Raw genomic sequence first — 18,817 nt, 5'->3', positions numbered from 1 at the left:
TTTGTGGATTATTCCTATCTTTGCGGCTATTATGAACATAGTTCTAGTCGGACTATGGTTTCTTGTCGCTAATCTATCATCAGTTTCCTTCTTTTCTTTTTAGCAAGATAGGACAAGTGCTTTCTCTAACCGTCTCTTATCTTTGTATCGAAATACAATCCGATATGCAACAAAGACCATCTACAACAGAAGAATATCAGCGTAAAATAAATATCATCGTGGAGTATATCAACAATCATTTGAGCGAAACAATTGATTTGGATATACTGGCAGAAATGTCCGGTTTTTCGCCCTGGCATTTCCACCGGATCGTAAAAGCATTCCTGGGAGAGAATATCGGTGCTTTTATCATCCGTATGCGAGTCGAGACTGCCGCCCGGCTATTGCGCTACTCTGATATGCCGGTACAGGAAATATCCTGGCGCGTAGGATATGATGTACCGGGATATGAGCAGTATCTGAATAATCCGGCTAATACCGCTCCTGAAGAGCTGATCACCGAAATTCATATTCCGATCGAATAAATTAGTATATTTGCCGGCATGGAATCGTTTCAGATAATGTTGCCATCGCCGGCACTTGCTCCTTATGTCAGGTATTACTGGCTGTTGGAGACGGATAGTCCCGTTCTGGGTACTGAGCGCGTGATCCCGTCGGGAAATGTGCAGATGCTTTTTTACCGGGGCAATCCGATCCGGTTTTCTTCTTCCCATGACGAGCGTCTGGTAGACAATCAGGTGCTTTTGTCCGGTCAGTTTATCGGTTTCTCCGACCTGAGCTTTACCGGTACGATAAAAATTCTGGCCGTTATATTCCGTACCCATGCGGCAAGTGCTTTCTTCCGGATGCCTGTAAGCGAACTCTGCAACCGGAAAGTTTCAGCCGATGAAGCGGGCGACCGCGAATTGCAGGAACTGGAAGACCGTATATTATATGAAGCAGACGACCTGAATTGTATCCGCCTGGTCGAACGTTTCCTCTTATCCCGTCTGAACCCGCCGAAAGAACATAACCTGGAGCGGATGTTCTCCGCCATACATACTATCAACCGGAGTAAAGGGGAAATCCGTATTTCCGATCTGGCTTCTTCCGTCTTTCTGAGTACCAAGCAGTTTCAGCGTGTGTTTACCGGGCATGTGGGGATCAGTCCGAAAGAGTTTCTGCGGATTGTCCGTTTCCAGCATGCTTTATATGTGTTGCAATCCAACCCCGGCATGAGCTTCTCCCAACTGGCGTATGAATGTGGGTTTTATGACCAATCCCACCTGATCAATGAGTTTAAAGTCTTTTCCGGTTATACGCCAAAAGAGTATCTGGCTGCTTGTGCTCCCCATTCCGATTATTTTTCACAGGAGGATGAAGGGGGATAATCCGGAAAAACTTCTATATTTGCAGGCGTAATAATTAATCCAAGTGTTCAACTTATGAAGTGGCAACTCTGTATATAGCGTCGTTTTCCCTCATATAAGGCAAAGGTTCTCTTTGTCTGTTATTCGCTATCCTATTTATACAGGGTGCAAAATCTTATATTTTTATTAATTGCCGTGTTGCATTCTTCCCGGGAGGATGTACACTGACGCATATATACTAAGTTGAATTATGAATTTTACATACAAACAAATATGGCTCATCAACTTTCCTGTGATGATGAGCATTCTCATAGAACAGTTGATCAATATTACGGATGCTATCTTTCTGGGACATTATGGGGAGGTGGAACTTGGGGCTTCCGCCCTGGCCGGAATGTATTACCTGGCTATTTATATGTTGGGGTTTGGTTTTAGCCTGGGGCTGCAAGTGATGGTAGGCCGCAGGAATGGCGAACGGAATTACCATGAGACGGGTAAAGTATTCTTTCAGGGATTGTTCTTTCTTCTTGTACTGGCCGGGTCTATGTTTCTTCTGTCCTGGTTCTTTTCATCGAAACTGTTATCCTGGCTGATTACTTCGGAAGAAGTCTATGAGGCCGTTCTAAAATATCTTGACTGGCGTATCTTCGGCCTGTTGTTCACATTCCCGGCTTTGGCTTTCCGTGCATTCTTTGTCGGCATCACAAAGACCAGGATACTGACGACCGGCGCGATCGTTATGGTGACGACTAACGTTCTGTTGAATTATCTGTTGATATTCGGGAACCTGGGATTTCCCCGGTTGGGGATATCGGGCGCTGCACTGGCTTCTACAATCTCCGAACTTTCCTTCCTGGTCGTTTTAGTTGTTCATGTTTACCGTAAAGTAGACAGGCGTCATTACGGGTTGAAACCTGTCTGCGAATGGCCTTTGTTGATCCGCCTGCTTCGTCTTTCTGTATGGAGCATGATGCATTCCTTTACGGGGGTGGCACCCTGGTTCTTATTCTTTGTGATGATAGAACACCTGGGAGAAGCGCAACTGGCCATTGCCAATATAGTGCGTAGCATCTCGACCGTCTTTTTTGTCATAGTATGTTCTTTCTCTACGACAACCGGATCGCTGGTCAGTAATCTGATCGGAGCGGGAGAGTATAATAAGATCATGCCTTTATGCCGGAAAATGATGGGGCTGAGTTTCCTGTTGGGTATTCCGTTGATTATGCTTACGCTCTTTTTCTCCGATGGGGTGTTAGGTATCTATACAAGAAATCAGGAATTGATACGGGATGCGTTCGGGCCTTTCGTGGTGATGCTGTCTAATTATTTCCTGTCTGTCCCGGCGCATATCTATTGTAATGCTGTGACGGGAACGGGTAGGACACGTACCGCTTTTGTGTTCGAGTTGATAACGATCGTTCTTTACCTGCTTTATCTGTTCCTGATAGTGGTTCGGTTTGATGCACCGCTTGTAGTCTACTGGACAGCAGAGCTTTTGTATGTTTTCGTGTTGTTTGTCCTGTCCTACTGGTATATGAAGATGCGCTACATCAGAATATACGCTCCCGGAGTCTAAACAATTCATTCTCTGTATGGTTCTAATAAAAAGATAATTAAAAAGAAAGACTTATGGAATGTCGGATAGAAAAAGATACGATGGGAAACGTGAAGGTTCCTATCAATGCCTATTATGGGGCTCAAACACAGCGTAGTATTGACAATTTCAGGATTGCACAGGATATCAGCCGGATGCCGAAAGAAATTATACAGGCATTCGCTTACCTGAAAATGGGAGCCGCCCTGACGAATAAAGATGCAGGCGTCTTATCTCCGGAGAAATGCGACCTGATCGTACGTGTTTGTGATGAAATACTCGACGGAAAGCTAGAGGATTCTTTTCCGCTGGTTGTTTGGCAGACCGGTAGTGGCACGCAGACAAATATGAATGTAAATGAAGTGATTGCCTATCGGGCACATGTGTTGAATGGGGGGAAACTGACGGATGAGGTAAAGATATTATCTCCGAACGATGATGTGAATAAATCGCAATCGTCTAACGATACTTTCCCCTCTGCCATGCATATTGCCGCTTATAAGATGCTGAGGGAGAATACAATCCCGGCTTTAGAGCTGTTGCATCGGACATTGGTGATGAAAAGCCGTGAGTTCATGCCGATCGTAAAAATAGGGCGTACGCATTTTATGGATGCTACGCCGCTTACACTCGGTCAGGAGTTCAGTGGTTATGCCGCCCAGTTGGAATATGGTATCCATGCCCTGAAAAGTACTTTGCCGCATCTGGCGGAACTGGCTTTGGGAGGTACGGCTGTCGGTACGGGCATCAATACTCCTGAGAATTTTGCGGAGAACGTAGCCCGTAAAATCTCCCAACTGACCGGATTGCCGTTTGTTACGGCTCCTAATAAATTCGAGGCATTGGCTACCCATGATGCAATCGTGTCGACTCATGGTGCGTTGAAAGGTATTGCCGTCAGCCTGATGAAGATTGCAAACGATATCCGTATGCTGGGCTCCGGTCCCCGGGCAGGAATAGGGGAGATCCATCTGCCGGAGAATGAACCGGGCTCTTCCATCATGCCGGGTAAAGTGAACCCTACCCAATGTGAAGCGCTGACAATGATTGCGGCACAGGTAATGGGGAATGATGTTGCGATTTCGGTTGGCGGGGCAAACGGGCATTTTGAGCTGAATGTATTCAAGCCGATGATCATTACTAATTTTCTCCACAGTGCCCGGCTGATCGGTGATGGTTGCAGAAGCTTTACCGATAATTGCGTAATAGGGATCGAGCCGGTAAAGGAAAATATAAAGAAGTACCTGGATGATTCACTGATGCTGGTTACGGCTCTTAATCCGAAGATCGGTTACTATAAAGCCGCTTCCATTGCGCAGAAAGCCTTCCGGGAAAATAAGACTTTGAAGCAGGCGGCTGTCGAGTCGGGTTATATAACCGCGGAAGAGTTTGATAAATGGGTTGATCCGTTGAAAATGGTAGGTAAGATTTAACGGGAATAGATATTAAATATTGACAATTAATTCATTGGATGCAGCTTTTTCAAATTGTGTAAAAGCTGCATCTTTATTTATAAAGCATTGCTTGGATATATGTCTCTGATCTTACTAATTAAAATTTAATGCAGGTCTATAATTTGTAAGCCTGTACCAAAATGGTGAATATGTAAACATTAACGGCGAAAATGTAAATCATAAAACTAAAAAAAGGTTATACATTTGTTTTTACATAATGAGAACGATACTTTTTTGCATGAATGAAAGACCAGACCCGTAATGATATTCTTAATGGATATATATGAGAAAAACACTAATGTCGGATTTTTTAAAATAGGGGGTGTAATGAAAAAGATGCTTTATTTGGAAGAGCATATATCTTGCAGTGAATATTCTCCGAATATTTTAGTTGGGTTTAAACATCGGATATTGAATGAGGAAAGCTTTCTGAAAGAACAGGACAAGGATTATCACCATTTGATTTTTTTTCTTGAAGGAGATGCGATCTTTTCTTGTAATGAACTGAGAAATAAATTTATCAGGGCTAATGAGTTTATCTTGATACCTAAATCCTCCGATTTTTCTTGCAGGATATTGTCGACGTCGAGTGTTGTTATATTTACATTCGATCGTTTTCAAGGGGCATGTAATAAACTGGAACTTCAATCGCTGGCTCCTTTATCCAGTAAGATACAATATGACTTTGAACCAACTGCAATATATCCTCCTTTAAAGACTTTTTTGAATACGATGATCGAATATATGGAATGCCGGATGAATTGTAAGCATTTGCATGAAATTAAATCGATGGAGCTTTTTCTGCTATTTCGCGGTTTCTATACGAAAGAGGAGTTGGCTTACCTCTTTCACCCGATCATAGGTAAGTCGCTGGACTTCCGTTCGCTTATGTTTGAAAATTATCTGAAAGTAGATCATGTGGACGATCTGGCAAAGATAGCAGGGATGGGACGCACGAATTTTAATAACAAGTTTCGCGAAGAGTTTGGTATCTCTCCCCACCAGTGGCTGTTGAAACAGAAAGCTAAACATGTCCGTTTCAAACTGGCAGAACCGGGCAATACCCTAAGTGATATAATGAGGCTTTACAAGTTTAATTCAGCTACCCATTTTACACGGTTCTGTAAACAACAGTTCGGTTGTACTCCGTCCGAATTACTTCGCCAGCTTAAGGCTGAAAAATAATCTTTTAGCTATAAGCCGGAAGGTTTTGAACAAAAACGCTATCTTTATACTTATATAAAGAGTAAAAGCTGTATGGAAGAAAGTAAGGCATCATCACCTGGAATGTGGAAGCGTTTATCTTCATTGGTAAACTGGCTTTGGAAGAAGGATGTAAAGGACGTCAATGTCTATTTTATTTCCGGGATGTGCTATAATTGTAAAGTGTTTAATAAGCTGCGGCTTCCCAAAGGATTTAAGAAAGTATATATTGAATGGTATATTCCCCGGCCCGACGAGTCGTTGTCCGAGTATGCCCGTACTATGGCGAAGGTGATTGATACGACTTCTCCTTTTATCCTGATTGGGTATTCTTTTGGGGCAGTGATCATGCAGGAGATGACCCTTTTCCTGAAACCGGAGAAATGTGTTATTATCTCATCTTTCAAAAGTAAAAGGGAAATCCCGATTCTCTTTCAGGCCGTCCGTAAAGTGAACCTGATGGAATTTATGCCTAAGAGGCTCTTTTCTTCCACCGATTTTATAACCAATGCTTTTAACCGGCTGGTATATAATGCATCCAACTCCGACCTGGCTGAGTATATGACTGTTACCGATCCTGTCTATATAAAATGGGCACTCGAACAGATCACCGACTGGGTACCGGATAATAAAAGCGAACACCTCTACCACATCCACGGTACTGCCGATCAGATATTTCCTTATGACCGGCTTGAAAACGTATTCCCCGTTGAGGGAGGGGATCATCTGATGGTGGTGAAGAAAGCGGATACTGTCAGCTCTATCCTGGACATTATCTTACTAAAGAAGGAGGAGTAAACATTCTTCCTGTCGATCCGGTTATTGTAGGATAAATCTTTAAAATGAAATCATTATGGCAAGAATGAACAGTGGATCGAGTGACAAACTGACGACAGAAGAACGTAAAGAACTTCCTTCATCCGATTTCGGTCTCCCGGAAACACGTGAGTTTCCGATGCCTGATGCAGCCCATGTCCGGGCGGCTGAGGCTTATTTCAGATATGCACCGGAGGATAAGAAGCCGTTGCTGGCTTACCGTATTTTGCAAAAAGCGGCAGAGTTCGGAGTCGATGTGCAAAGTCCTGTTATATTTGAATGGGCGGAAAAACATGAGGACTGAACAAAAAATACCCGGGCTCTGATAGAAGTCCGGGTATTCCTTAACCACATAGTAACCTTTTGAGTTATACTTATTTTATTTCTTCTCCTTTGTCATTGAAAGTAACTGTACTTTCTGTTCCTTCAGCCGTAGCGATGACTAACTTATAAGTTTTTGCTCCATCCTTTTCTGCCACAGATGCTTCTTTGATTGTCTGTCCTTCGTATGCTTTTTCAACTGCACTTTTCACCGCATCGGGAACGGCTGAAACTTCAATCTTTGCATATTCATCCTGGGTTGCCTGGCAGCAAGCTACTGAATCAACACTTGTTTCTGCTGCGATAGCACTCATACAACCAACTCCCATAATCATTGCCATTACTACTAATACCTTTTTCATGACTTTAAATTTTTAATTAAACAATCTTTGATTACTTATTTACGCTTAATGTAATTCAATTGGCGTGCCAAAATAGTCTGTATCTGCTTATGTTGTTGTAAATCAGTGTGTATTTCTGATTTATTCGATTACTCTGATTGTAGAATGGGAATGTGGAATTGGGGAAATCTGGTGAATATTTCCTCAACAACCTTCCGTTTCCGTCTGTTTATATGATAGAGTAAAATGACAAGGAAGAAATAGCGATATGAACGAATTCAAAAATCAGGAGAAAATTATTTTAAGGGATTATCTGGCATTGGAAAGAACCAGGTTAGCGAACGAACGGACATTGTTTTCCTATATACGTACCTCTCTCTATCTTTTAACGGTGGGCATGGGTATCTTGGAGATCAAAAGCATAGAACATCTTAGATCTGTTGCATGGATCTGCTTGGTTGTTAGTATTATTTTGTTTGTAATCGGGGTTTACAGGTATTATCAGTTAAAGAAGTATCTGAACACATATTCTTATAAGGAGTCAGGATCGAAGTAAAAATAAATGGAGTAGTGAATTTGTATAAATGAAAAAAGCAGTTACTTCTGTAAGTAACTGCTTGATTTTCTGTGGTGCCACCAGGAATCGAACCGGGGACACAAGGATTTTCAGTCCTTTGCTCTACCAACTGAGCTATGGCACCATTGTTTTGTTTAACGGGTGCAAAGGTAGGGAAAGTTTTGAATACTCCAAATGTTTTGTGAAGAAAATGTCAATAAATTTTCGAGGGGAGATGGTCTGCAAGTTTTTTTGCTGTTTTATCTAAAAAAAATGCCGGAAATGTTTGCGGGTTCAAAAATAGTTGTACCTTTGCAGCCGTAATCAAAAACGGGATGTAGCACAGTTGGTAGCGCGCCACGTTCGGGACGTGGAGGTCGGAAGTTCGAGTCTTCTCATCCCGACTACAGATGAGGTAAATCAGATAATGGTTTACCTCTTTTTTTGTCTTTTCGGGAGCGTTTTCTGAATATTTATGGATTAACGAAAAGGGGTAGAAGGTAGAGATTTAGGCGAGGGGGAAAAACAATAAAGGCCGTTAATCTTTCAATTAACAGCCTTTAGAGCGGAAGCGGGGGGATTCGAACCCCCGGTACCCTTGCGAGTACGTCAGTTTAGCAAACTGGTGGTTTCAGCCACTCACCCACACTTCCATGTGTTCTGTGCTTCTTCCTTCGAATTGCGCTGCAAAGATAGAGGTATGTTTTTAAATAAACAAAGCTTTTTGCATCTATTTTTTAAGAAAAAGATGCTACTTTTGTTGCCGATTCTGATACTCAGGATTTTATTTGATAAAAAATGAACAAGAAAAAACAGTCGAAACGAAATATAATAGCAGGAATACTCCTCTTTTTCGTCCTTTTGATAGCAGGTGTGGGGGTGTGGGGATACCGCCTGGCTTGGGCTCCTAACTTTATGCCACAGGAAACAGTCTATATTTATATCGGGAAGGATAAAAGTTTTACTGATTTATGCCGGCAGTTACAAGACTCTGCGGATTGTAGTCGGATAGGTAGTTTTAAACAACTGGCAGGAATGTTGAAGTATCAGGCTAATATAAGAACCGGGAGATATGCCGTATCCTCCGGAATGAGTAACCTGCAACTTCTGAATGATTTACGACGCGGACATCAGGTAGCAACTCGTCTGACTTTTAATAATATCCGTTTTAAAGAAGACCTTGCGGAACGATTGGACGAGCAGTTGATGCTCGATAAAGACGAATTGTTGTCATTGCTCAATGATTCTGCCTATTGCGACTCATTAGGATTTACAACGGAAACGATTACTTCTCTATTTATTCCCAATACGTATGAAGTGTATTGGAATATCCCGGCAGACAAGCTGATGCAGCGTATGAAGCGAGAGTACATTGCTTTCTGGACAGATGTCCGGTTGGAGAAAGCCAAAGCAATCGGTCTGACTCCGGCTGAAGTAGCAACACTTGCGTCCATTGTGGAAGAAGAAACGGCCGCATCCGACGAATATCCGATCGTGGCTGGTCTCTATCTGAACAGGCTTCATCGTGGAATACCTTTACAGGCAGACCCGACAGTGAAATTTGCAGTCGGTGATTTTACGTTGCAGCGTATTCTTTTTGAACATCTGGAAGTCGATTCTCCATATAATACATACAAGCATGCCGGGTTACCACCCGGGCCGCTGCGCATACCGACTATCAAAGGAATGGATAGCGTATTGAATTATATGAAGCATAATTATCTTTATATGTGCGCCAAGGAAGATTTTTCCGGACGGCATAATTTTGCCGCAACATTGGCAGAGCACAACCGCAATGCAAACCGATACCGGGCTGAGCTGAACCGTAGAAAGATTAGATAAACTTTTTGCTTATTCTTTATGGTAAAAGCTGTATCTTTGGCAGTTGGTATACATAAAAATCAATTTAAGAAACGAAATATACATGGAAAAACAACTATTCTTGGGGGACGAGGCTATCGCACAGGCTGCGATCGACGCCGGCCTGTCTGGTGTATATGCCTATCCGGGTACCCCTTCAACTGAAATTACCGAGTATATACAGGGCTCGGCTGTAGCGAAAGAACGGGGAATACACAGCCGTTGGAGTGCAAACGAAAAAACAGCGATGGAAGCAGCGTTAGGTATGAGCTATGCCGGAAAGCGTACGCTTTGCTGCATGAAGCATGTAGGCTTGAATGTGGCAGCCGACTGTTTTATGAATGCGGGAATGAGCGGTATAAACGGAGGTATGATTATCATAACAGCTGATGATCCCTCTATGCACTCTTCACAAAACGAACAGGACAACCGTGTATATGGTAACTTTGCTATGATTCCAATGCTGGAACCTTCCAGCCAACAGGAAGCATACGATATGGTATATGATGGCTTTGAACTTTCAGAAAAACTGGGTTATCCGGTTCTGATGCGTATCACTACCCGTATGGCACACTCCCGTGCAGGGGTGGTAACACGTCCGATGAAAGATGAAAATACAATGAATTGTCCGGCAGACGGACGTCAGCGGTTTATCCTGCTTCCGGCTTTGGCCCGCAAACGCTTTAAAGTATTGCTGGAAGCGCAGAAGCAGTTTGTCGAATCATCTGAAACATCCAAATACAATCAATATTTCGATGCACCTAACAAAGACTTGGGTATTATTGCAACAGGTATTGCTTTCAACTATCTGTCTGAAAACTATCCGGACGGATTTGAATATCCGGTATTGAAGATCAGCCAATATCCGTTGCCACGCAAACAGATGGAAAAGCTTGTAAACGAATGTAAGGAAATTCTGGTTCTGGAAGAAGGTTATCCGGTGGTGGAAGAACAATTGAAAGGATATATGGGTACAGGTGTTAAGGTTCATGGCCGTTTGGACGGAACTTTGCAGCGTGATGGCGAATTGACTCCGGATGCGGTAGGAAAAGCATTGGGTAAAGAAATCGTAAGCTATTATGCAATTCCTGAAGTGGTGGAACAACGACCGCCAGCATTATGCCAGGGTTGTGGCCACCGTGATCTGTATGATGCTTTGAATGAAGTACTGGCTGAATACAAAGATCCGAAAGTGTTCGGTGATATTGGTTGTTATACATTAGGTGCTTTGCCGCCGTTCCGTGCAATCGATACCTGTATCGATATGGGTGCTTCTATCACTATGGCAAAGGGCGCTGCTGATGCAGGCGTTTTCCCAGCTGTATCGGTAATCGGTGACTCTACATTCACTCACTCAGGTATGACTGGATTGCTGGATTGTGTAAACGAAGAAACAAACATCACTATCGTTATTTCTGATAATGAAACAACTGCGATGACCGGTGGACAAGACTCAGCCGGAACAGGACGCCTGGAAGCTATCTGTGCCGGTATCGGTGTGGATCCTGCTCACATCCGCGTAATGGTTCCGTTGAAGAAGAACTACGAAGAGATGAAAACGATCATCCGCGAAGAGATCGAATATAAAGGTGTATCCGTTCTGATCCCGCGTCGCGAATGTATTCAGACATTAACAAGAAAGAAAAAAGCAAGCAAGAAATGAGAGCAGATATTATATTGTCAGGTGTAGGAGGACAAGGTATCCTCTCTATTGCCGCCGTTATTGGAGAAGCCGCTTTGAAAGAAGGTCTGTATATGAAACAGGCAGAAGTACACGGAATGAGTCAGCGTGGAGGGGATGTACAGTCGAACCTGCGTTTATCTGACCAACCGATCGCATCCGACCTGATCCCGAAAGGACATGCCGACCTGATTATTTCCCTGGAGCCGATGGAAAGCCTTCGTTATCTTCCTTATCTGAAGAAAGATGGTTGGTTGGTGACTAACTCACAGCCGTTTGTAAATATCCCTAATTATCCGGATATTGACAAGGTGAACGAAGAACTGAATAAGTTGCCTCATAAAGTGATCCTGGATGTAGAAGCGATAGCTAAGGAAGTTGCTACTGCCCGTGCTGCTAATATTGTCATGTTGGGAGCAGCTGCTCCGTTTATCGGAATTGAATATAACAAGATAGAAGACGGTATTCGTCGTATCTTCGGACGTAAAGGTGAAGAAGTGGTTGAAATGAACCTGAAAGCACTGAAAGCCGGTTATGATGTTGCCCAAAGTTTAAAATAAAGCGTATGAACAAGTACCTCTTAACCGCCATCCTGACGATCTTTGCCTTTATTGCCCGTGCACAAAATGACGGGGATATAATAAAGGTAGGAGATCAGATGCCGGCATTTACCATCGTTTCCGATAACGGAACAAAAATGTCGTCAGCAACCTTGAAAGGAAAAGTGACCCTGGTAAACTTTTTTGCCACCTGGTGTCCTCCCTGTCAGAAAGAACTGGCAGATGTGCAACAGAAACTCTGGCCGAAGTATAAGGATAATAAGAACTTTCAGTTGTTGGTGATCGGCCGTGAACATACGGATGCTGAACTGGCTAAATACAATGAAAAGAAAGGTTTTACCTTCCCGTTGTATCCGGATAAGAACCGTGCAATCTTCGGAGCGTTTGCAAAGAATCTGATTCCTCGTAGTTATTTGATTGGTAAAGACGGTAAAGTGATCTATGCCAGCAAAGGATATACGGAAGAAGAGTTTGCAGAATTGATGGAAAAGATCGAGGCTGCTGTAAAATAAATAATATGCAATATCAGAATATACATTTAATCTATTTTTCTCCAACACATACTTCGGCAAAGATCGCGTATGCTATTGCCGAAGGGTTGGGGGGCGATACATTATCAGAATCGGATATCACTCATGAGGCACTGAAAGAAACGCTTCATATAGAAGGTAACGAGTTGGTGATCGTGGCGGCTCCTGTCTATGGCGGACGGGTTGCGGAAACGGCTATGGAGCGTATTCGTCTGTTCGAGGGAGAAAATACGCCGGTCATTCCGGTTGTCGTGTATGGTAACCGCGACTACGAGGATGCCTTGAAGGAATTGAGCGATGTGTTGGTTGCACAAGGTTTTGTGCCTGTCAGTGCAGGAGCTTTCATCGGGGAGCATTCTTTTAGCCGGAAAGATATGCCTATTGCTGCCGGTCGTCCGGATAAGGAAGATTTGCAGAAAGCGTCTGAATTCGGAAGAGAAGTACTGAAGAAATTGGATGCAGTGTCTTCTCTGGCTGATTTGCCGGTGTTAGAGACAAAGGGTAACTTTCCATATAAGGTAAAGGGGCCTTCAACGCCACAAGCTCCGGTAACAGATGAGGATTTGTGCACGCAATGTGAGTATTGCATCGATGTATGCCCGGTTGCAGCCATATCGATTGTAGACGATCATATGTTCAGCGATCCGCTTCTTTGCATCAAATGCTGTGCCTGTGTGAAAGAGTGTCCGGAAGGAGCTCGTACGTTCGATACACCTTATACGGCTATGCTTCATAAAAACTTCAGCGCACGCCGCGAACCGGAATTGTTTGTTTGATTTGACTAAATGATCAGTTTATAGCCGATCCCCCGGATGTTCACAATCTGAACCGAGGGATCGGCTTTTAGTTTTTTACGTAGCTTGGTAATAAATACGTCCATACTGCGTGCGTTGAAAAAAGAATCGTCCCCCCATAACTTCAGTAATACCGGCTTGCGGTGTAATATATCATTTATATGTAGGCAGAGCATGCGTAATATTTCGGCCTCGCGATGGGAGAGAGTTACTGTATGGTCGCTGATATGTAAGGTCTGGCGCGGATAGTCGAATATATATTGTCCGATGCTGAACACTTCCGGCTGTTTTTCTTCTTCCATAGTGATCGGGCGGTTCAGTAAGGCCAGGATACGGACGATCAGTTCTTCCATATCGAAAGGCTTTTTCAGATAGTCGTTCCCTCCCAAGTGGAAACCGGTAACCAGATCATCGACCGATGAACGGGCGGTGAGGAACAGGATCGGTGTTCGCGTATCAGTTTGACGGATCATTTTAGCGACGGTAAATCCATCCATTTGAGGCATCATTACGTCCAGTACCAATATATCCGGTTTTAAGCGGCTGTATAATGCCATTGCTTCATTACCGTTCGCAGCTATTGTAATCCGGAACTCCTGGCGGCTTTCCAGGCTGTCCTTGATTATTTTGGCTAATGCTATTTCGTCTTCGGCCAGTAATATATGTATCATTTCTTTTCCGGTATTAAAATCGTAAATGTACTTCCTTCTTTTTCTCTGCTTTCAACGGAAATACTTCCGTTGTGCCGTTCTATAATATCTTTTACGTAACTAAGTCCGAGCCCGAAGCCTTTTACATCGTGAATATTCCCTTTGGGGACACGGTAGAAGCGTTCGAATATACGGCCTGACTGGGAGGAGGGGATGCCTATGCCATTATCCGCCAGATCGATTTGTATTCCTTTTTCCGTCCGGACTGCCCGGATGGAGATATGTACGCTCTTGCCGGAATATTTGATCGAATTGTCGAGCATATTACTGATCACATTGGTGAAATGTAATTTGTCGGCATATACTGTTACATCTTCCGGTTCGCAAGTGATCTCAAAAGAAACAGGCTTTTCTGTTTTTAGCTTGAATTGCAGTGTCAGACTCTCTATAACGGGTTTAATTCGGAATGTTTCTTTTAGTAAACGGAAATTTTTCCGCTCGTCAACGGCCATGCTAAGTATTTTTTCAACCAACCCCGAAAGATGTTTCAATTGTTGCCGGCACAGCGTGAAGTATTCTTCCCGTGTCTCCTTTTGTTCAACGAAGTTGAATGTTTGCATAGCGTCAATTGCTGAGTAGGTGATGGTTATCGGAGTCTTTAGCTCGTGTGTCATGTTATTGACAAAATCATTTTTGATCTGGGCAATCGTTTTCTGACGTAAGATAGTGCGTATCAGATAGATATAACAAGCCGTCGTTATGATGATCAGCAAGAATGAAGCGAGGAATAGCGGGCCCATTCGTTTGATAACTGTCTCTTCCGGTGCGATGATGAATCCTCTCATTGCGATGCTGTCGTCCGTGTTTACTCCTATTTTCTGTGTAGGAAGTAGATTACCCGGATTCTGGTCGTCCGATAAAGAAGAGGCTAGGAGAGTGTCTTTCCCTAGCGTAAAATCGATAAAATGAGCATTGTGTATGCCTTCTGCTTTAAGGAGGGTAGACCATAAGCTGTCTACTTTTTCAATATCGACGGGAGAGAGTCCGTTGATCGCTTGCCAGATCCCTTTGAATGCCATTCTCATCATAGGCGTATTTTCCGGCTTATAAGCCTGGAAAACGGAACTGTCGCTTTCATTGAACAGTTGGAGACGGGTACGGGAATAATATCTCCGGGGTGTCTGTTGGGATGCAGCATGTGAAGTGCTGTCCATTGAAAAATTAAACTCGACTTCACCATGCGGTGCACCGGCTGTCGTATCATTTTTCATCTTTTCCATCCGGTTCGTCAAGTCTTCATTTATGGCTTGCTGGAGTGTTTCATTGATAATTCTCCCGATTTGTTGCTTCTCGATATTGTAACTGTTCCACAACCAATATCCCTGGAAAAAGAATATTCCCAGAACCGATAAAGAGACAAAGATCAGTATAAGCCGCATCTGTAATTTCATATTACAAAGATAGACGGATTTGTCTCCGTTCATTCCGGTGGTAACACTAAATAACAGAAGATTGCAAAGTGGTAACATGAAGGTCGGAGTTGTCTGTCTATATTTGTATTGTCCGAATGGATATACCATATTTAAAACTTAAAATAAGAAATTATGAAAAGCAAGTATCGTTTATTAGCAGGTATTGCAATTTTATGGATAGGCTTGCTCCAACCTGTTGAAGCCCAGAAGGCCAGCAAGCAAATAGGAGACCTGATCAACCAGTCTGACTGGTTCCGTTTGGAAGAAGAGTATCCAAAGGTAACGGGGCAGATCCGGTCGGTTGCCGTAAAGGCTTTATCGGAAGTGATGATCGGCGCTTACTTCAACAAACCGGAGGAAACTATTCTGTTGATCGATTCTTTATTAGAGCATCATCAGGAAGATCTGGGATTCCCGAATGTCAGTAGCATGGTCGCCCTTCGTGGTAAATTACAGGGAGAAATAGGGCTGTATGCACAGTCTGCTGACGGATTATATGATTTTCTGAACCAGATACAGGCTTTTGCGAAGAAAGAAGACTTTCCTTCCCACCAGCAAATAGCAGATTATTATAATGTTTTGCGTAATGAAGCAGCACCTCTTATTGTCCGTCCGGATCAGGATTCAGAAATTCCGATGACAATAGAAGAAGCGGGTAGGGGTGTCCTGATGTTTGTTCCTGTCCGGATTCATGGTAAAAATTATAGATTTATTTTTGATACTGGGGCGGGAAGTACATTTATTTCCAAACGTTTGGCTGATGAAATAGGGATTCGGATCATACGGGATTCATTACATATAGCAGGCGCTTTTGCTACCGGTACCGGTAAAAGCGGTATATTAGATAGTATGGAAGTTGGGGATATTGTTTTTAAGAATGCGGTTGTTACGATAGCTGACCCCAATCCGGCAGTGGATACTGTTTATCAGGTTGATGCTGTTTTGGGAACCGATTTTATGCGGTTGGTCGGTCAGGTCGATATTTATCCGGTAGATAAAAAAGTAGTATTTCCGGTGAAAAAGAGTTCACTTCCTGATACTGGTAGAAACATGTGGCTGTATGATGGTGGCTTGCGACTAAAAGTTTTTTCAGGTGATGAACGGTTACGTTTTGTTTTCGATACAGGTAATGTTCGTGTCGATATGTTTTATCCCTATTATCAAAAACATAAGGAATGGATTGATAAGGAGGGCGTTAAGGAAACCATTTCCGGAGGTGGGTTTGGTGGTGTGCGAACTTTTGAAGTACTTCGTTTGCCTTCTATTCCGATGCGTTTAGGTGATACCTCTTTTCAGTTGAAGAATATTCAGGTGGAATGTAATGCTTCTGATGCGGAGAGTTATCAAAATGGTGAAGACGGTTCTCTGGGAATGGATTTTATAAATTTATTCCGGCGGATTACCATTAATTTCGATTCGATGTATTTGGATGTGGAAAAGGATAATTAATAAAAAAGCATCTTACAGGGTAAAAACATTAGGTATAATAAGATGTAAAGATCACATCTATACAAAAAAAATCGTTCAACAGCTGTTCTTTATTCATTCGACAATTATCAAATAATCATTTGACAGTTGTCGAACGAATAGAAAACATATATCGAACGAATAATTCTTTGAATCGGAAATTTAATTGTCTTGAGGAAGAAAGTTTTTCATCAGGGAATGCCTTGGAAGCCTCCCTGTATTTTTTTAGTCTCTTTCGCCCGTACATTATATTACATTGTCTCTGTTGAAAAAATAAATAAAAAATAATTGGTGAAAAGTTTGGAGTGTAATAGTAATTCTTCTACTTTTGCACCCGCATTCGAGAGAGAACGGCGCATGATACATGATGAAAGAGGTAACCTGAGGAAAGGGGATGAGGTTAGCGATGCTAAGCAACAATCCAACCGCCACAGCGACTGAAAAAAAAACTTTTCAAATTTTCTTCTGAAAAATTTGGTAGTTAAAAAAAAGTCCTTACCTTTGCAGCCGCAATCGAAAAGAAAGCGAAAGTTCTTTGAAAGATTTATATATCAACAAGTAGTACAAGTATTATAATTAATACCGTCAAAACTTGAAAATAAATAACGGATTCTGAGCAAGACAAAACAATTTATACAACGAAGAGTTTGATCCTGGCTCAGGATGAACGCTAGCGACAGGCTTAACACATGCAAGTCGAGGGGCAGCAGGAAGTAGCAATACATTGGTGGCGACCGGCGCACGGGTGAGTAACGCGTATGCAACCTACCTATCAGAGGGGGATAACCCGGCGAAAGTCGGACTAATACCGCATAAAACAGGGGTCCCGCATGGGAATATTTGTTAAAGATTAATTGCTGATAGATGGGCATGCGTTCCATTAGATAGTTGGTGAGGTAACGGCTCACCAAGTCTGCGATGGATAGGGGTTCTGAGAGGAAGGTCCCCCACACTGGTACTGAGACACGGACCAGACTCCTACGGGAGGCAGCAGTGAGGAATATTGGTCAATGGGCGAGAGCCTGAACCAGCCAAGTCGCGTGAAGGATGAAGGATCTATGGTTCGTAAACTTCTTTTATAAGGGAATAAAGTGCGGGACGTGTCCTGTTTTGTATGTACCTTATGAATAAGGATCGGCTAACTCCGTGCCAGCAGCCGCGGTAATACGGAGGATCCGAGCGTTATCCGGATTTATTGGGTTTAAAGGGTGCGTAGGTGGTTTATTAAGTCAGCGGTGAAAGTTTGTGGCTCAACCATAAAATTGCCGTTGAAACTGGTTGACTTGAGTATATTTGAGGTAGGCGGAATGCGTGGTGTAGCGGTGAAATGCATAGATATCACGCAGAACTCCAATTGCGAAGGCAGCTTACTAAACTATAACTGACACTGAAGCACGAAAGCGTGGGGATCAAACAGGATTAGATACCCTGGTAGTCCACGCAGTAAACGATGATTACTAGGAGTTTGCGATACACAGTAAGCTCTACAGCGAAAGCGTTAAGTAATCCACCTGGGGAGTACGCCGGCAACGGTGAAACTCAAAGGAATTGACGGGGGCCCGCACAAGCGGAGGAACATGTGGTTTAATTCGATGATACGCGAGGAACCTTACCCGGGTTTGAACGCATTCGGACAGTCCTTGAAAGAGGATCTCTAGCAATAGCCGTTTGCGAGGTGCTGCATGGTTGTCGTCAGCTCGTGCCGTGAGGTGTCGGCTTAAGTGCCATAACGAGCGCAACCCTTATCTTTAGTTACTAACAGGTCATGCTGAGGACTCTAAAGAGACTGCCAGCGTAAGCTGTGAGGAAGGTGGGGATGACGTCAAATCAGCACGGCCCTTACATCCGGGGCGACACACGTGTTACAATGGTGGGGACAAAGGGCAGCTACACAGCGATGTGATGCTAATCTCCAAACCCCATCTCAGTTCGGATCGAAGTCTGCAACCCGACTTCGTGAAGCTGGATTCGCTAGTAATCGCGCATCAGCCATGGCGCGGTGAATACGTTCCCGGGCCTTGTACACACCGCCCGTCAAGCCATGGGAGTTGGGGGTACCTAAAGTCCGTAACCGCAAGGATCGGCCTAGGGTAAAACCGATGACTGGGGCTAAGTCGTAACAAGGTAGCCGTACCGGAAGGTGCGGCTGGAACACCTCCTTTCTGGAGC

General features: G+C 43.4%; 17 protein-coding genes, 3 tRNA genes, 1 rRNA gene and 1 pseudogene. 17 read left to right on the top strand and 5 right to left on the bottom strand.

Annotated elements, in window-relative coordinates; translation table 11 throughout:
* Nucleotides 1–164: 164 nt before the first annotated feature.
* The 7 genes and pseudogenes from HMPREF1536_RS04885 to HMPREF1536_RS04855 all read left to right on the top strand — a co-directional run.
* Nucleotides 165–443 (top strand): annotated as a pseudogene (locus HMPREF1536_RS04885) (helix-turn-helix domain-containing protein); the annotation flags it as partial.
* Between the two features lie 99 nt (nt 444–542).
* The gene (locus HMPREF1536_RS04880) at nt 543–1,370 is read left to right on the top strand and encodes an AraC family transcriptional regulator (protein WP_028730700.1); all 828 of its coding nucleotides are present in this window, start codon (nt 543–545) and stop codon (nt 1,368–1,370) included.
* A 229-nt stretch (nt 1,371–1,599) separates the two neighbouring features.
* Nucleotides 1,600–2,925, top strand: a complete 1,326-nt coding sequence (locus HMPREF1536_RS04875; RefSeq protein ID WP_028730701.1) for an MATE family efflux transporter — start codon at nt 1,600–1,602, stop codon at nt 2,923–2,925.
* A 53-nt stretch (nt 2,926–2,978) separates the two neighbouring features.
* Nucleotides 2,979–4,376 carry a class II fumarate hydratase gene (gene fumC, locus HMPREF1536_RS04870; protein WP_028730702.1) on the top strand — a complete coding sequence of 466 codons (1,398 nt, stop codon included), beginning with the start codon at nt 2,979–2,981 and terminating at the stop codon, nt 4,374–4,376.
* Between the two features lie 348 nt (nt 4,377–4,724).
* Nucleotides 4,725–5,582, top strand: coding sequence for a helix-turn-helix transcriptional regulator (locus HMPREF1536_RS04865; protein ID WP_225607982.1), 858 nt, complete (start codon nt 4,725–4,727; stop codon nt 5,580–5,582).
* Between the two features lie 72 nt (nt 5,583–5,654).
* Nucleotides 5,655–6,398, top strand: a complete 744-nt coding sequence (locus HMPREF1536_RS04860; RefSeq protein ID WP_028730704.1) for an alpha/beta hydrolase — start codon at nt 5,655–5,657, stop codon at nt 6,396–6,398.
* 64 nt (nt 6,399–6,462) lie between these two features.
* Nucleotides 6,463–6,720, top strand: a complete 258-nt coding sequence (locus HMPREF1536_RS04855) for a hypothetical protein (RefSeq protein WP_028730705.1) — start codon at nt 6,463–6,465, stop codon at nt 6,718–6,720.
* A 70-nt stretch (nt 6,721–6,790) separates the two neighbouring features.
* Here HMPREF1536_RS04855 and HMPREF1536_RS04850 read toward each other — a convergent pair whose 3' ends face one another.
* Nucleotides 6,791–7,099 (bottom strand): hypothetical protein, encoded by a 309-nt coding sequence (locus HMPREF1536_RS04850; protein ID WP_028730706.1) that lies wholly within the window; start codon nt 7,097–7,099, stop codon nt 6,791–6,793.
* 247 nt (nt 7,100–7,346) lie between these two features.
* On the opposite strand from HMPREF1536_RS04850, the gene HMPREF1536_RS04845 reads away from it, so the two are divergent.
* Nucleotides 7,347–7,634 (top strand): DUF202 domain-containing protein, encoded by a 288-nt coding sequence (locus HMPREF1536_RS04845; protein ID WP_028730707.1) that lies wholly within the window; start codon nt 7,347–7,349, stop codon nt 7,632–7,634.
* Nucleotides 7,635–7,706: 72 nt separating this feature from the next.
* Here the strand turns inward: HMPREF1536_RS04845 and HMPREF1536_RS04840 are convergent.
* Nucleotides 7,707–7,779: transfer RNA gene (locus tag HMPREF1536_RS04840), tRNA-Phe, on the bottom strand.
* A 186-nt stretch (nt 7,780–7,965) separates the two neighbouring features.
* On the opposite strand from HMPREF1536_RS04840, the gene HMPREF1536_RS04835 reads away from it, so the two are divergent.
* Nucleotides 7,966–8,038: transfer RNA gene (locus HMPREF1536_RS04835), tRNA-Pro, on the top strand.
* A 162-nt stretch (nt 8,039–8,200) separates the two neighbouring features.
* Here HMPREF1536_RS04835 and HMPREF1536_RS04830 read toward each other — a convergent pair.
* Nucleotides 8,201–8,287 (bottom strand) — tRNA-Ser (locus tag HMPREF1536_RS04830).
* Between the two features lie 145 nt (nt 8,288–8,432).
* On the opposite strand from HMPREF1536_RS04830, the gene mltG reads away from it, so the two are divergent.
* The 5 genes from mltG (at nt 8,433) to HMPREF1536_RS04805 (ending at nt 13,041) form a co-directional block, all read left to right on the top strand.
* Nucleotides 8,433–9,476, top strand: coding sequence for an endolytic transglycosylase MltG (gene mltG, locus HMPREF1536_RS04825; RefSeq protein ID WP_028730708.1), 1,044 nt, complete (start codon nt 8,433–8,435; stop codon nt 9,474–9,476).
* 82 nt (nt 9,477–9,558) lie between these two features.
* Nucleotides 9,559–11,157 carry a thiamine pyrophosphate-dependent enzyme gene (locus tag HMPREF1536_RS04820; RefSeq protein WP_028730709.1) on the top strand — a complete coding sequence of 533 codons (1,599 nt, stop codon included), beginning with the start codon at nt 9,559–9,561 and terminating at the stop codon, nt 11,155–11,157.
* Complete coding sequence (locus HMPREF1536_RS04815) at nt 11,154–11,735, top strand: indolepyruvate oxidoreductase subunit beta (protein WP_028730710.1); 582 nt, start codon at nt 11,154–11,156, stop codon at nt 11,733–11,735. Before HMPREF1536_RS04820 ends, HMPREF1536_RS04815 begins: the two co-directional genes overlap by 4 nt.
* Before the next feature lie 5 nt (nt 11,736–11,740).
* The gene (locus tag HMPREF1536_RS04810; RefSeq protein ID WP_028730711.1) at nt 11,741–12,247 is read left to right on the top strand and encodes a peroxiredoxin family protein; all 507 of its coding nucleotides are present in this window, start codon (nt 11,741–11,743) and stop codon (nt 12,245–12,247) included.
* 5 nt (nt 12,248–12,252) lie between these two features.
* A complete protein-coding gene (locus tag HMPREF1536_RS04805) occupies nt 12,253–13,041 on the top strand; it encodes a 4Fe-4S binding protein (RefSeq protein WP_028730712.1) in 789 nt (262 codons plus the stop codon).
* Nucleotides 13,042–13,046: 5 nt separating this feature from the next.
* Here the strand turns inward: HMPREF1536_RS04805 and HMPREF1536_RS04800 are convergent, their stop codons facing one another.
* Together HMPREF1536_RS04800 and HMPREF1536_RS04795 are read right to left on the bottom strand one after the other, a co-directional pair.
* A complete protein-coding gene (locus tag HMPREF1536_RS04800) occupies nt 13,047–13,730 on the bottom strand; it encodes a response regulator transcription factor (protein WP_028730713.1) in 684 nt (227 codons plus the stop codon).
* The gene (locus HMPREF1536_RS04795; protein WP_233426396.1) at nt 13,727–15,193 is read right to left on the bottom strand and encodes a sensor histidine kinase; all 1,467 of its coding nucleotides are present in this window, start codon (nt 15,191–15,193) and stop codon (nt 13,727–13,729) included. Before HMPREF1536_RS04795 ends, HMPREF1536_RS04800 begins: the two co-directional genes overlap by 4 nt.
* A gap of 120 nt (nt 15,194–15,313) precedes the next feature.
* On the opposite strand from HMPREF1536_RS04795, the gene HMPREF1536_RS04790 reads away from it, so the two are divergent.
* The 3 genes from HMPREF1536_RS04790 (at nt 15,314) to HMPREF1536_RS04785 (ending at nt 18,810) form a co-directional block, all read left to right on the top strand.
* On the top strand, nt 15,314–16,630 hold the full coding sequence (locus HMPREF1536_RS04790) for a retropepsin-like aspartic protease (protein ID WP_028730715.1): 1,317 nt from the start codon (nt 15,314–15,316) through the stop codon (nt 16,628–16,630).
* 309 nt (nt 16,631–16,939) lie between these two features.
* On the top strand, nt 16,940–17,089 hold the full coding sequence (locus HMPREF1536_RS27830) for a hypothetical protein (protein WP_157317155.1): 150 nt from the start codon (nt 16,940–16,942) through the stop codon (nt 17,087–17,089).
* 194 nt (nt 17,090–17,283) lie between these two features.
* Nucleotides 17,284–18,810, top strand: a 16S ribosomal RNA gene (locus HMPREF1536_RS04785).
* The last annotated feature ends 7 nt before the right edge of the window (nt 18,811–18,817 follow it).

The sequence above is a fragment of the Parabacteroides gordonii MS-1 = DSM 23371 genome, from assembly GCF_000969825.1.
GTDB classification, from domain to species: Bacteria; Bacteroidota; Bacteroidia; order Bacteroidales; family Tannerellaceae; genus Parabacteroides; species Parabacteroides gordonii.
This window is presented reverse-complemented; position numbering and strand designations above follow the sequence as displayed.

Excerpts from the sequence above, each read along its gene's own strand:
- HMPREF1536_RS04875 (WP_028730701.1), top strand. The coding sequence starts at position 1,600 with ATGAATTTTACATACAAACAAATATGGCTCATCAACTTTCCTGTGATG.
- HMPREF1536_RS04810 (WP_028730711.1), top strand. The coding sequence starts at position 11,741 with ATGAACAAGTACCTCTTAACCGCCATCCTGACGATCTTTGCCTTTATT.
- HMPREF1536_RS04790 (WP_028730715.1), top strand. The coding sequence starts at position 15,314 with ATGAAAAGCAAGTATCGTTTATTAGCAGGTATTGCAATTTTATGGATA.
- HMPREF1536_RS04850 (WP_028730706.1), bottom strand. The coding sequence starts at position 7,099 with ATGAAAAAGGTATTAGTAGTAATGGCAATGATTATGGGAGTTGGTTGT.
- HMPREF1536_RS04865 (WP_225607982.1), top strand. The coding sequence starts at position 4,725 with ATGAAAAAGATGCTTTATTTGGAAGAGCATATATCTTGCAGTGAATAT.
- HMPREF1536_RS04855 (WP_028730705.1), top strand. The coding sequence starts at position 6,463 with ATGAACAGTGGATCGAGTGACAAACTGACGACAGAAGAACGTAAAGAA.
- fumC (WP_028730702.1), top strand. The coding sequence starts at position 2,979 with ATGGAATGTCGGATAGAAAAAGATACGATGGGAAACGTGAAGGTTCCT.
- HMPREF1536_RS04860 (WP_028730704.1), top strand. The coding sequence starts at position 5,655 with ATGGAAGAAAGTAAGGCATCATCACCTGGAATGTGGAAGCGTTTATCT.
- mltG (WP_028730708.1), top strand. The coding sequence starts at position 8,433 with ATGAACAAGAAAAAACAGTCGAAACGAAATATAATAGCAGGAATACTC.
- HMPREF1536_RS04845 (WP_028730707.1), top strand. The coding sequence starts at position 7,347 with ATGAACGAATTCAAAAATCAGGAGAAAATTATTTTAAGGGATTATCTG.
- HMPREF1536_RS04805 (WP_028730712.1), top strand. The coding sequence starts at position 12,253 with ATGCAATATCAGAATATACATTTAATCTATTTTTCTCCAACACATACT.
- HMPREF1536_RS04815 (WP_028730710.1), top strand. The coding sequence starts at position 11,154 with ATGAGAGCAGATATTATATTGTCAGGTGTAGGAGGACAAGGTATCCTC.
- HMPREF1536_RS04795 (WP_233426396.1), bottom strand. The coding sequence starts at position 15,193 with ATGAACGGAGACAAATCCGTCTATCTTTGTAATATGAAATTACAGATG.
- HMPREF1536_RS04880 (WP_028730700.1), top strand. The coding sequence starts at position 543 with ATGGAATCGTTTCAGATAATGTTGCCATCGCCGGCACTTGCTCCTTAT.
- HMPREF1536_RS04820 (WP_028730709.1), top strand. The coding sequence starts at position 9,559 with ATGGAAAAACAACTATTCTTGGGGGACGAGGCTATCGCACAGGCTGCG.
- HMPREF1536_RS04800 (WP_028730713.1), bottom strand. The coding sequence starts at position 13,730 with ATGATACATATATTACTGGCCGAAGACGAAATAGCATTAGCCAAAATA.